This window comes from bacterium (assembly GCA_021372775.1).
Taxonomy (GTDB): domain Bacteria; phylum Acidobacteriota; class Polarisedimenticolia; order J045; family J045; genus JAJFTU01.
This window is the reverse complement of sequence record JAJFTU010000335.1, coordinates 1-12,770: the sequence shown is the minus strand read 5'-3', so window position 1 is coordinate 12,770 and position 12,770 is coordinate 1. Positions and strand designations below refer to the sequence as shown.

Below are 12,770 nucleotides of genomic sequence, written 5' to 3'. Positions count from 1 at the left end.
TCGAGGCCGCGCGGTCCGGAGACAGCGAAATGACGATCGCCCGCTACGTGACCGCGGAGGGGCTCCGCGGTCTGTCCGCCGAAGCGGCCGCGGCGCCGCGGCGCCGCAAGAACCTCAACCTGCACGACATGGCCGATCCGGTCCACCGCCTGCTCAACGCGCTCGAGCCGGGGACGTACATCCGGCCGCATCGCCACGCCGAGCCGCCGAAGGCGGAGACGATGATCGGCGTCGCGGGGCGGATCGGAATCGTCTTCTTCGACGAGGACGGCGCGGTCGTCGAAACGGCCGCGCTGTCGCCGCAAGGGCCGACGATCGGCGTGGACATCGCGCCGGGGCTCTTCCATTCCCTCGTCGCGCTCGAGCCGGGCAGCGTCTTCTTCGAGTGCAAGCCGGGGCCGTACGTGCCGCCGGTCGGCGCCGACGCCGCCCCGTGGGCGCCGGGCGAAGGGGGCGAGGAGGCGGCGGCCTTCGAGGCGCGGCTGCGCGCCCTCTTCGACTGAGGGCGCGCCTGGCGGAGAGGGTGGGATTCGAACCCACGGCGGGTTTGACCCCGCTCCCGTTTTCAAGACGGGCGCCTTCGGCCGCTCGGCCACCTCTCCCGCGGCTCCAAGTCCGCGCATCGTAGGCGGCCCGCGCGCGTTCGGTCAACTCGCGCGGAACGCCGCGCGGTCACGGCGCCGCGTCGTAGACGCGCCGCACAAGCACCGACTTCCCCGCGCGGGCGAGCTTGACGCGCGTGGTGACGTAGAGCCGCCGCGCGCCGTCCCGCTCGGGCGCCGGCGCGAACGTCTGCTTGACCGAGAGGCTCGAGGAGATCTCCGCTTCGCCGGCGAGCGAGGCGTCGATCCAACGGGCCTTGGTGGCCACGCCCGAGCCGAGCCGCTCGTCCGGGTGGGGCTCGCCGTCGGGGATCCAGCGCCGCGGCGGCCGCCCGTCCTCGACGATCTCGATCGCCGCGCCGTTCTGCGCGATCGCCAGCGTCTTCGGCGGGCGGCGCAGCAGGTCCATCGCGCCGCCGCCGCGCGGACCGCGGCCTCCGCGCGGGGGACGTCCGCCGCGCCGGTCGCCGTTCCCGACTTCGGTCGTCGCGCCGTCGGTCGTCACCGCCTCGTCCTCGTCCGGCGGCGCCTGGCCCATGCCGCCGGGGGCGTCGTCGGGCGGGGCGCCCATGTCGTCGCCGGACTCGCCCCCGCCGCCCATCTCGCCGGGTTCGCCCATCCCGCCGCCCATGCCGCCGGGTTCGCCCCCGCCGCCCCTCATGCCGCCGCCCATGCCGCCGGGCTCTCCCATCCCTCCGCCCATGCCGCCGCCTCCGCCGCGGCCGCCCCGCCCGCGCCCGCCGCCGCGGCCGCCGCGGCCCTGTCCGGGCCCTTGGCCGCCCTGCTGGGCGAGTTCGCGCAACGCGGCGGACGGGTCGTCGCTCAGCTCCTCGTTGAGCTTCCAGCGGCCCGCGAACGGGCAGGAGACGGCCGCGTCGCGGGACGTCGTCGCCTGAGGGGCGGGCGGCGCGGACGCCGCCGGCTCGGGGGGCGGCGCCGTCGGCGGGGCCTCTTGGGGGGCCGCGGCGTCGGCGAACGGGACCAGAGCGGCGAAGGCGAACAGGGCGAGCTTCACGGGCACCTCCGGGTTGGAGACGTGAAACACCACTTCAAGGGAACGCCCGAAGCTCGGCGGTCGTTCCCGCCTTTTCGTCCGCCGCGAGGGGTACGGCGCCGCACGATCGGCGGCTGACGCGACCGTCGCGCGCGGTAAACGGTTTCATCGGCCGCGAACTGCGGTATCTTCCAGCGCTTGTGGAGGAGGGGTTCCCGGCGACCGTCCCAGGCGGCGACCGGCGGACCGATCGAAGGCGGCTGCGTCAGTGCCGCGGATCATTCGGGCCGCCCGCCGGGGCGGCCCTTTTCTTAAGGATTCGGCGTCGCGGCCGATATGGGGGGCGAGCCCGCCGGAACGGTTCCGGCGCCGGAGCCCTCGCCATGAGCCTCGGCCTCGCCGCGCCCCCGCGCGCGTTCTTCTCGGTTCCGCTGGACAGCCTCGAGCCGGCGACGGTGCTCGGGTTCGATCTGTTCCTGCGGTACGGCGGCTCGGATCCGGTTCTCTACCGCGACGCGGCGCTCGAGTTCACGGCCGACGTGCAGCGGCGGCTGCTGGACAACGGCGTCCGCGAGATCTTGGTCCCGTCGGAGCAGGCGCCGGCCGTCTTCGCCTACTGCCGGGCGCGCGGCCGCCCGCTCGACGGCGTGCCGGAGCCGGAGGGCGTTCCGCGCGAAGTCCCGCCGCCGTCGCGCCTGGAGCTCGAACTCGACGACATCCTGATCGACGACACGCTGCCGGTCCGCACGCGGGCCGGGGCGCTGCTCGGCGTCTCGCGCAGCGTGATCGAACTCGCCCTGTCCGACCTCGGCGCGCCGGGACTCGGGGAGCGGGTGCGCAGCGTCGCGGAGTCGGCCGCGCGCTTCCTGCTGACCGAGCAGGAGTCGTTCGGGCAGCTCCTCAAGCTGCTGGCCGAGGACATGGACGCCTACAACCACGCCGTCCGCTGCGGCCTCTACGCCGCGGAACTGGCCCGCGCGGTCGGGTGGGGGGACATGGACCGGATGTCGATGGTCGCCCGCGCCGCGATGCTCCACGACGTCGGCCGCGGCTCGACGCCGCTCGACCTGCTGCACCGCACCGGCGGGATGTCCGACCAGGAATGGGCCGACGTCCTGCGCCATCCGGCGCGCGGGGTCGAGATCCTGCGCCGCGCCGACTTCGACGACCCGGTGTCGTGCGACGTCGTGCTGCGGCACCACGAGCGTTGCGACGGCTCCGGATTCCCCGACGGGCAGCGGCGGGACGAGATCCCCTTCGCGGCGCGCCTCGTGGCGATCGTGGACATCTTCGACGCGCTGACCTCCTCCGGAAAGAACCGCTCGGCCCTCTCGGGGTACCAGGCGCTGTGGCGGATGACGCAGAACATGGCGGGGCAGTTCGACCCCTCGCTGCTCGAGGCGTTCATCCGCGTGCTCGTCGCCCCCGCCCGTCCCTGACCCCGCGCCTCACGTTTGGCATAATCGCGTCGTTCGAGGAAAGGGGAGCATCGTGTCTTCGGCCGCACTGCTGCTTGCCGCGCTTGCGCTCGCCGGCGCGCCGTCCGACGGCGCCGCCGCGCCGCCGCCGCCGCGCCCGGTCTTGGTCCTGGCTTCGCCGAACGTCGATCTGGGACGCGTCGTGGAGGGGGAAAGCGCCGTCGCCGTCTTCTCGTTCGAGAACGCGGGGAACGCCGACCTGCGGATCCTCTCCGCGCAACCCGGCTGAGGCTGCACCGTGACCGCGTACGACGCGGTCGTCCCGCCCGGCGGGCGGGGGAAGATCCAGGCCACGGTCGGCACGCACGGCCTCTTCGGCGGCGTGCGGAAGGGCATCACCGTTTCGACGAACGATCCGGAGCGTCCGTCGCTCGCGCTCTCGGTGTCGTTCGTGGTCGCGAACCCGCTCGTCGCGACGCCGCCGAGCGTCTCCTTCTTCGTCGCCCAGAACGAGTCGGCCGCCCCGGTGGAGCTCGTCGTGCGCCGCGCCGACGGCGCGCCGCTCGAACTCTCGGACCTGTCGATCGACGACTCGGCGATCGCCGTCGCGCCCGCTCCGGCCGGTCCGGACCGCTCCGAGGCGCGGATCGTGGTGTCGCTCAAGACCACGGCGACCGCGCGGCGGATCCAGGCCAAGCTGCAGGCGAAGACGAACCACCCGCAGCGGCCGCTCCTCGCGGTGGACGTCTTCGGCGCCGTGCGGCCGCTTCTCTGGGCGAGCCCCCAGTCGGTGGCGCTGCCGCGGCCGCCGGGCGGCGCCGAGACGCGGGCCAACGTGACCGTCCAGAACACCGCCGGCCGCCCCTTCCGGCTGCTCGAGGCCCGGCTCGAGGGGGAGATGGCCGGCTGCTCGGCCTCCGTCCTTTCGACGGCCGCCGCCTCGCTGCAGGTCGTGCAGCTGACCTGCTCCGGTCCGCCGCCCGACGCGCCGCGGAACGGGCGCCTGGTGATGACGACCGACGTTCCGGCCTACCTGCGGCTCGAGACGTCGGTCTCGACCGTCCCGGCGCGGCCGTAGCGGCGCGACGGCCGCCCGGCGGCGGCCGCTGGCGCTCGCGTCCGGACGGCCGCCCCGGCGGCGGCCGCGGGCGCTCTCGGCCGGACGGCCGCCCCCGTCGGCGGCCGTTGCGCGTTCGGCGGGCGGGAGCGATTCTTTGCCTCGGCCGCGGTCGCCCGACCGGGGCTCCAACTTGACGTTTTTCCGCTTGGACGCGGGTCACGCCGCGAAACCGGGCAGGTTATATTGGCGACACCATGAATCCCATGCGCGGAATTGTGGCGGCTCTGGGCCTGACCACGCTGCTTTCGGCCCTGATGGCCGCCTCCGCGGCCAAGACGCCGCGCCTGCCGGACGATCCCCGCGACGTTCCGCGCGAGGCGCAACTGAACGTCGTCGTGGCGAAGGCCGATCTCAACGGCGACGGGACGCAGGAGTTTCTCTACAGCGTCAACGCCCTGACCGGCGAGTCGGATCCGGCGAAGGGGAGCGAGGTCATCTACGGCGTCGCCTTGGCGGGCGCCGGCGCGGAGCGCGGGCCGCTCCTCTGGGTCCGGCACGTGATGGCCGAGACCGGACGCCCGGCCCACGACGGCGAGCTGGCGGTCGTGGACTTCGACGGCGACGGCCGGTCCGACCTGCTCCTGACCTGGGACACGTCGCTCTCCGCGAACCGCGTCGAGCGGGTCGCCGAGGTCTACACGTTCGCCGATCCGGGGAACCCGCGCCGCGTCTGGGAAGGCTGGTGGGAGACCGACACCCGCCGCGACCAGGACACGCCGGAATCCGCGCGGACGTTCGTCCGGCGGGACGTCGACCTCGGCGCGACGCGCCGCGCGGCGGGGAAGACGCTGGTGCTGCGCAAGACCACCACCGTCGAGAACGGCCGCCGTCTCGACAAGCCGCGCGTCGAGAAGGAGTCGTTCGCGGTCTCGATGCGCGCGGTCGATCCCTCCTGACCGTGCGCCGCTCCCGCGCGTTTCTCGCCGCCGCCCTGCTCGCCCTCGCCGCGGCGCCCGCCGCCTTCGCCGCGGGGGCGGACGAACCCCCCGCCGTCTCGGGCGGCGGGGTCTTCTCCTTCGAGTCGCCGGCCGGCGCCGCGGGCGTCGTGCGCGTGCCGTTCGTCCCCGACCATCCGGGGACGTGGGTCGTCCGCGCCGCGTGGACCGGTCCGGGGATCGCCGGCCTCTGGCTCGCCGACGCGAACGGCAGGAGGCTGCGCCGCGCCTCGGGCAGCTCCCCGCTCGTCCTCGACTTCGTCGTGGACGGCGGCGCGGTGAAGCTCGGGCAGCGGCTGGTCGTCTCGTTCGCGCCGACGACGGTGCGCAGCGCGACCAAGGGGGAACTGCGGATCGAGCCGCCCTCCGTGGCCGTCGTTCCGAGCGCGGCGCCGCCCCCCGCGCCGTCGGCCGCCGCGGCGGCCCCGGCCTGGCCCGACGAGGACCGCGCCGCGCGCCGCGCGCCGCGCGGCCCGGGGCGCTGCCTCGAGCCGCTGTTCGACGACGAGGAAGCCTCCGGGCGCGCCGCCCGCGCGTGGGCCGCGGCGCTGGAGCGGACGACTCCCGCCGCCGAGGCGTGGAGCGGCCGCTGGGCGGCGGCCGTCGTCAAGGCCGGCCTGCAGGAAGACCCGGCCACCGGCGGCCTTTCCCGCGGGGCGATCGACAAGCTCTGGGAGGCGCTCGCCGCGGACCACGCCCCCGACCGGGCGCTCGAGGCGGCGGTGCGGCAGAGCCTCGCCGCGATCGAGGATCTCGGCCGCCGCGAGAACGAGCGTCGCGGGGCGGCCGTCGCCCGCGCCCGCCGGGACCGGTTCGTCCACGGCCTCGCCTGCCTGATTCCGGAGCGCTAGCGCCGGTCCGCGGCCGCGTTCCGCCGCCGCGCCCCCTCCGCCTTCGGCCGCGTACCGCCGCCGCGCCCTCTCCGCCTTCGGCCGCGTTCCGCCGCCCGCGCGCCCTCCGCCTTCGTCCGCCGCGGCTACAATGGCGGCGCGACCGAGGGGGAGACTCCCGTGAACGAAGCCAACAACCAGCTCTCGACGCTCGAAGGACGTCTCGCCGCGGCGGCGCGCGCCGTGGCGCCGCTCGTCGTCGAGCACCGCCGCGCGCTGCACCGCATCCCCGAACTGGCGTTCGAGGAGCGCGAGACGGCGGCCTACGTCGAGCGGACGCTGCGCGGTCTCGCGCTCGCCCCGCGGGTCGGGATCGTCGGGACCGGGATCGCCGTCGAACTGCCGGGCGCCGGACCGGGGCCGACCGTGCTGCTGCGCGCCGACATGGACGGGCTGCCGCTCGACGAAGTGGACGGGCGGGATCTCCGCTCCGCCCATCCGGGACGGATGCACGCCTGCGGCCACGACGCGCACGTCGCGGCCGCGCTCGGCGCCGCGCACGCGCTGGCGCGCTTGGGCGGCGAGCGGCTGCCCGGGCGGATCGTCCTGCTCTTCCAGCCCGGCGAGGAACACGGCGCCGGCGGCAAGCGGGTCGTCGAAACCGGCCTCCTCGACGAGATGGGGGTCGACTTCGCGCTGGCGATGCACGTGTGGAGCTTCCTCGATCGCGGGCGGGCGATCGTCCCCGCCGGGCCGACGACCGCCTCCTCCAACGAATTCCAGGTGACGCTGACGGCGCGCGGCGGGCACGCCGCGGCGCCGCACCTCGCGCACGATCTCGTCCTCGCCGCGGCGCAGCTCGTCGCGGCGCTCCACACCGTCGTTTCGCGCGACGTCGATCCGCTCAAGCCGGCCGTGCTCTCGATCGGCCACCTCGCCGCGGGGGACACGCACAACATCCTTCCCGGCAAGGCGCTGCTGCGCGGCACGCTGCGTGCGGCGGACCAGGAGACGCGGACGACGCTGATCCGGCGCGTCCACGAGCTCGCCGCCGCGGTCGCCGCGGCGCACGGCGCGCAGGCCGACGTCTTCGTCTCCGAGGGCTACTTGGCGACGGTCAACGACGCTCGCGTCGCGGAGGCGCTGGCCGGCGCCGCGCGGACGGCGCTCGGCGCGGAGGCGGTCGCCCCCGGGCCGATGACGATGGTCGCGGAGGACTTCTCGTTCATCGCCGACGCCCGCCCCGCGGCGCTGATGCTGCTCGGCATGAGCGATCCGCGGCGGGGGACCGACGCGCCGCATCATTCGCCGCGCTTCCTGGTGGACGACGACGTTCCGCCGATCGGCCTGGAGATCCTGCTGCGGGCCGCCGCGCGCCTGATGGCGCGGTGAGGCGATTCGCCCCGACCGACGAAGTTGAAATGCCGGGCGATAAGGCCCGCCAAAATCGTCCGGTTTCTGCTTAGAATCGCCCCATGAAGCGCTGCGCTCTTTCGGGCCCGGTCCTCGCGGCTTCCCTGATCGCCGCCGCGGCGGCGTTCGCCGCCGACGCGCCGCCGACGACGCCTCCTCCCGGCCGGGAGAAGGACTTCAAGGCGGAGATCGTCGTGCGGATCGGCGAGATCCAGCTCCTCGTCACCGACAAGGACGGGGCGCCGGTGAAGGACCTCAAGCCGGAGGAGATCGAGATCCGCGAGGAAGGGAAGACGCGGGAGATCGCCTACCTCGAGCCGTTCGCCACGCGCGACCTCGCGGTGCGCGTCCTGCCGCACGCCGCGCCGCTCGTCACCGCGGCGGGGCAGCGGGTCGCGGAGGACGAAGGGACGGTCCGCATTCCGGCGCCGAAGCCGGTGCGGCGGATCGTGCTGCTCTTCGACGGCTTCAACACCCGCACGCAGGACCGCGCGCGGAACGTCGCCGCGGCGCGGAACTGGGTCGAGACGAAGATGCGGCCCGAGGACAGCGTCGCCGTCGCCGCGCTCTCGAAGGACGGCGTCAAGACGCTCGTCAACTTCACCGCGGACAAGGCGCCGCTGCTGCAGCTGCTGCAGGATCCGGGCTTCATGCCCCCCGGCGAGTTCCACGACTTCCTCGCCGACGTCAAGGGGCTGATGGACAGCCTGCACACGTGCGACAACGCCTACGACACCTTGAGCTGCGCGCAGATGGCGGCGCAGCCGGTGGTCTACGACTGGGAGACGCGCTCGCGGCAGACGATCGCGGCGCTGCGGAGCTTCGTCGGCGCGGTCGCGGCGATCCCGGGGCGCAAGGCGGTGCTGCTGTTCAGCGACGGTCTGCTCCTCGATCCGGGCGATCTGGCGAGCCAGGCGATCCTCGGCGCCTTCGGCACGGACGCGATCAACTACGGCACGGCGCGCCGCCTGTTCGAGTCGCGCGTGCAGGGCGAGGTGATGGAGATGACGCGCGTCGCCGCCGCGGCCGACGTCACGTTCTTCACCTTCGACACCCGCGCCTCCGGCCGCCGCGCCGCGGGCTCCGACGTCGATCTGCAGTCCCAGATGAACGAGCGGCGGAACAACGATCCTTACACCGCGGCGTTCGACGAGACGCGTTCCGCCCTGGACACGATCTCCTACCGCACGGGCGGGCGCGGGCTGCACGGGCCGATGATCGAGAGGTCCCTTCCCGCGGCGGCCTCCGCCGTCGAGGGGCTCTACACGGTCGGGTTCCGCCGCGATCCGTCGATCGTCGGGGCGCCGAAGATCAAGGTCAAGATCGCCCGCAAGGGGGTCGAGGCCACGTTCCCCGACCGCTTCGATCCGCTGCGCGGCCTGCCGCAGGCGCTGCCGCTCGAGATCGGCGTGGGGAAGCCGCGCGTCGCGGAGGGCGGGATCGCCGTGCCGGTCATCGTCCAGGCGCCGCTCGACGACGTTTCGGTCACGCGGGACGAGGGGAAGTGGAACGCGCAGGTCTCCTTCTACGTCGAGGCGATCGCCGTGGACGGCCGGCGCGCGGCCGAGGCCTACGACACCGTGGAGTTCTCCCTGACCGACGAGCAGAAGGAGCACCGGGTGGGCCGGAAGTTCGGGCACACGCTGCTCCTGCCGCTGCGCCCCGGCGGCTACCGCCTCCGGGCCCGGATGTCGGAGGGAGTTTTCAAGCACGCCGCCGAAAGGGCGGTTGACATCACGGTGGGGACGGACTATTCAATCCATCCCGGAATCCAAGGGCTTGGAGAAAACCAAACTCTTGGATCGCCGAACAAGACGGACTCGACCGTCGAGGGAAACGGTTCGACCGTTAAGTAGCGGGAATCTTTGGGGCTAGCCGAATTTGGGGCGGCTGGCGCGGAAGTTGCTTCGCTGCAATCGAGTAGTTTTGTCCTTTTCGCCGGGCTTTGGGGGCTCGGCGAAAGAGGGGTGAAAATGAGCCGTCGTCGGTCGTTGGCCGTCGCCTTCGTCGTCGCCGCCGCGGTGGTCGTGTGCGCCGCGATCGGCGCGGCGCATGCTCTCAACAACCCGAAGATCACGATCACGGTCGTCGCCCTCGAGGACGGCCAGCCGATCAAGGACGCCCCGGTCACGATCCTCAAGGCCGGCGAGGGGATGAAGCCGATCCCCAACTCCTCGGTCTACAAGAACACGACCAACAAGAAGGGCGAGGTCATCTGCGTCTTCGCGCCCTCCGGCGACTACGTCGTCGAGGTCGATGTTCCGGGGAAGCAGATCGTCAAGGCCGCGGTGAAGATGCGCGACCAGCAGCGGCGCAAGATCAACCTTCCCAGCGGCAAGGTGCTCGAGGACCGCGAGGGGCTGCTCGATCCGAACAACCCGGTCATGCCGGTCTCCATCCCGTCCGACGCCAACACGGTCGAGCTCCGGCTCTTCGTGGGGAAGCCGACCGGCCAGGCCGGGGCGGCCGGCCCCGGCGGCGTCGACGTCCAGGACCGCGAGCTGAAGGAGAAGCTCCGCGCGGCCGTCGCGGCGATCCAGGCGGGCCAGTTCGACGCCGGGCTCGGCGAGGTGGACAAGCTGCTCGCCAAGCGGGCCGAGGCCAAGCCGGCCGACGTCGCGACGATGCTCTACATGCGCGGCTTCTGCCTCTACAAGCTCAACCGCGCCGACGAGGTCGAGGCCCCGCTCAAGGAAGCGATCCAGCTCAACCCGAAGTTCGACAGCGCGATGGACCTTCTCGCGTCGTTCTACATCGGGCGGAAGCAGTTCCCCGAGGCGGCGGCGACGATGCAGGAGCGGCTGCCGCTGGCGACCGAGCCGGCGCAGCGCTCGCCGCTGCTGCTGAATCTGGCGCTGGCGCTGCGGGAGCAGAAGAAGGACGCCGAGGCGCTGCCGCTGCTCGAGGAAGCCTACAAGCTGACGCCGAGCGACCCGGCGATCATCGTCCAGCTGGCCGACGCCTACAGCGCCGCCGGCCGCGCCGACGACGCCGACAAGCTCGTCGCCTCCGCGCCGCTCTCGCCGGCCGACGCCGGCGTGCTCAACTTCAACGTCGCCGCCGCGTTGATGCGCTCCAAGCAGTGGGCCGCGGCGGAACAGCACTTCCGCAAGGCGCTCGAGCTCAAGCCCGACCTCGCGGACGCGCACAAGTATCTCGCCGAGGCTCTGCTCAACCAGGACAAGCGGGAAGACGCGCTGGCGGAGCTTCAGGCCTACGTCGCCGCCGCGCCGAACGCGCCGGACGCCGAATCCGAGAAGCAGGTCATCGACGCGCTGCAGCGGGACCTGAAGGCCCAAGCGGCGCAGAAGCAGAAGGAGCAGCAGAAGCAGCAGCCGAAACCGAAGAAGTAGGCCCTGCGCGCCGCGCGCCGGAAGGGGCGGTCGTTCGCCGCGGGGGCGGCGGACGCCGCGTTTGGAGGAGGCCCTTCCGGCGTGGCGGCGGGCTTGGCGACAACAGTCACCCACACAGGAGGAGGGACAGCATGAGGAGATCGTGGCTCGTCATCGCCTTGATGATGATCGTCGCCGCCTCGCTGGCCGTCTTTGCCCAGCAGCCGACGACCGGCACTCTCGCCGGCAAGGTTCTGGACAACGAAGGCAAGCCGCTTCCGGGCGCGACCATCGTCATCGAAGGCCCGCTGGGCGAACGTTCGACGCAGACCGACGTCGACGGCAACTTCGAATTCCGCTTCATGCCGCCGGGGATCTACAAGGTCAAGGCCGAGATGGCCGGCTTCTCGCCGGTCCTCTTCAGCAAGGTCGGCCTCACGACCGGGCAGATCACGCGGCTCCCCGTCAAGCTGAACCCGGGGAAGACCGAGGAAGTGACGGTCACCAGCGTGACCCCGCTGATCGACGTGAAGCGCTCCGAAGTCCTGAGCAGCTTCAAGACCGACCAGGCGATCAACACCATGCCGATCGGCCGCAACTTCGTCGCCGCGGTCGCCTTCGCGCCGGGCGTCGTCGACGGCGGCGGCACGGGCCAGGGCAACTACTCGATCGGCGGTTCGTCCGGCCTCGAGAACTCCTACATCATCGACGGCGTGAACATCACCGACTCCGGCTACGGCGGCGTCGGGACGTACTCGCTGAACTACGGCTCCCTGGGCACGGGCATCACCTCCGACTTCCTCGAAGAAGTCCAGGTGAAGACCGGCGGGTTCGAAGCCGAATACGGCCAGGCGCTCGGCGGCGTGATCAGCGGCATCGTCCGCTCCGGCACCAACGACGTGAAGGGACGCGTGGGCGTCTACGTCGAGCCGCGCAGCCTCGCCTCGCAGGGGAAGATGGCTTCCCTGATCCGCGGCATGATCAACGACCAGGTCGGGCCCCAGACGACGGACATCGGCCTCCAGGCCGGCGGTCCGTTCATCAAGGACCGCGCCTTCTGGTTCGTCGCCTACAACCCGGTCAAGAACTGGAACGACGAGATCGTGAAGACCGACGACCCGCGCAATCCGCTGCGCCTCGCCGATCCGACGACCGCCTCGACCTACCTTGACCAGAACTTCATGCCGAACGACAGCCAGACTGTCCGCGGCGACCGCAAGCGCGACAACTACGCCGCGAAGTTCAACTTCGTGGCCAGCGCCAACCACCGCTTCGAGCTGACCGCCTTCGGCGATCCCTCGAAGGGCTACGGCAACCTCGGCACCAACGCCAGCTCGGCCATCCGGTTCTTCGGCCGGGCCGACGTCAACGGCGACGGGACGCTCGAGTCGATGTCCCGCGTTCCGGCCGACGCCGCGGGCGGCGCGTTCGCCTCCACGATCAAGTACGGCGCCCACCAGCAGTCGCTGCGCTACACCGGCCTCTTCGGGAGCGACTGGTTCGTCGAGGCGCAGGTCAACCACCGCAAGAACGACTTCACCGAGACGTCCACGGTCAACGACTTCCGCTTCCGCGACCGCCGCATGGTCTTGGAGGCCGGCATGGCGCCGCAGCCGGTCGTCGGCGGTTCCGGGTTCACCGGGCCGACGACCGACAAGACGATGGACTACTCGCTGAAGATCACGAAGACGCTGGGCAGCCACGAAATCAAGGCCGGCTTCCAGTACTTCGACCTCAAGTACTCCGCCGCGTCCACCTACTCCGGCCCGAGCTTCAACGTTCCGTTCCGTCACGCGGTGTCCGACGGAGAGGGCGGCTGGGTCGCCGACACCAACCCGGCGACGATGAACATCTACGTGCCGACCACGTCCGGCGCGCTCGTCGATGTCCGTGGCGGCTACGGCGCCGGCAACTGCACGGCGGGGCTTGACATTTACGGAAGCGCCGCCGTTCCCTGCACTGCGGACCCGGTCTACCGCGTCACGCGCGCCCGCTTCAACGAGCCGGGCGAGACGTCGGCCAAGGACACCGCGCTCTTCATCCAGGACACTTGGTCGATCACCGACAAGTGGACGGTGAAGCTCGGCCTGCGCTCCTCGACGCAGAAGCTCAAGGGCGCCGGCGAG

Annotated in this window: 11 protein-coding genes and 1 tRNA gene; 10 read left to right on the top strand and 2 right to left on the bottom strand. The window is 72.4% G+C overall.

Annotation, left to right across the window (positions count from 1 at the left end; genetic code table 11):
• Positions 1-29 precede the first annotated feature (29 nt).
• Complete coding sequence (locus LLG88_11325; protein MCE5247493.1) at positions 30-503, top strand: WbuC family cupin fold metalloprotein; 474 nt, start codon at positions 30-32, stop codon at positions 501-503.
• Between the two features lie 9 nt (positions 504-512).
• On the opposite strand, the gene LLG88_11320 is transcribed toward LLG88_11325, so the two are convergent.
• A tRNA-Ser gene (locus tag LLG88_11320) sits at positions 513-602 on the bottom strand.
• Between the two features lie 70 nt (positions 603-672).
• Complete coding sequence (locus tag LLG88_11315; protein ID MCE5247492.1) at positions 673-1,623, bottom strand: hypothetical protein; 951 nt, start codon at positions 1,621-1,623, stop codon at positions 673-675.
• Positions 1,624-1,979: 356 nt separating this feature from the next.
• Here LLG88_11315 and LLG88_11310 point away from each other — a divergent pair, with 356 nt between their 5' ends.
• The 9 genes from LLG88_11310 to LLG88_11270 form a co-directional block, all read left to right on the top strand.
• The gene (locus LLG88_11310) at positions 1,980-3,035 is read left to right on the top strand and encodes an HD domain-containing protein (GenBank protein ID MCE5247491.1); all 1,056 of its coding nucleotides are present in this window, start codon (positions 1,980-1,982) and stop codon (positions 3,033-3,035) included.
• Between the two features lie 52 nt (positions 3,036-3,087).
• Entirely contained in the window at positions 3,088-3,303 is a 216-nt protein-coding gene (locus tag LLG88_11305) for a DUF1573 domain-containing protein (protein MCE5247490.1), read from the top strand.
• A 9-nt stretch (positions 3,304-3,312) separates the two neighbouring features.
• Entirely contained in the window at positions 3,313-4,092 is a 780-nt protein-coding gene (locus LLG88_11300; protein ID MCE5247489.1) for a hypothetical protein, read from the top strand.
• 236 nt (positions 4,093-4,328) lie between these two features.
• On the top strand, positions 4,329-5,030 hold the full coding sequence (locus LLG88_11295) for a hypothetical protein (protein ID MCE5247488.1): 702 nt from the start codon (positions 4,329-4,331) through the stop codon (positions 5,028-5,030).
• A gap of 2 nt (positions 5,031-5,032) precedes the next feature.
• Complete coding sequence (locus LLG88_11290) at positions 5,033-5,920, top strand: hypothetical protein (GenBank protein MCE5247487.1); 888 nt, start codon at positions 5,033-5,035, stop codon at positions 5,918-5,920.
• A gap of 159 nt (positions 5,921-6,079) precedes the next feature.
• A complete protein-coding gene (locus LLG88_11285; protein ID MCE5247486.1) occupies positions 6,080-7,291 on the top strand; it encodes a M20 family metallopeptidase in 1,212 nt (403 codons plus the stop codon).
• A gap of 83 nt (positions 7,292-7,374) precedes the next feature.
• Positions 7,375-9,168 carry a VWA domain-containing protein gene (locus LLG88_11280; GenBank protein MCE5247485.1) on the top strand — a complete coding sequence of 598 codons (1,794 nt, stop codon included), beginning with the start codon at positions 7,375-7,377 and terminating at the stop codon, positions 9,166-9,168.
• 117 nt (positions 9,169-9,285) lie between these two features.
• Positions 9,286-10,665, top strand: coding sequence for a tetratricopeptide repeat protein (locus LLG88_11275; protein MCE5247484.1), 1,380 nt, complete (start codon positions 9,286-9,288; stop codon positions 10,663-10,665).
• Between the two features lie 131 nt (positions 10,666-10,796).
• Positions 10,797-12,770 (top strand): carboxypeptidase regulatory-like domain-containing protein (locus LLG88_11270; GenBank protein MCE5247483.1); only part of this gene is annotated, 1,974 nt, incomplete at its 3' end.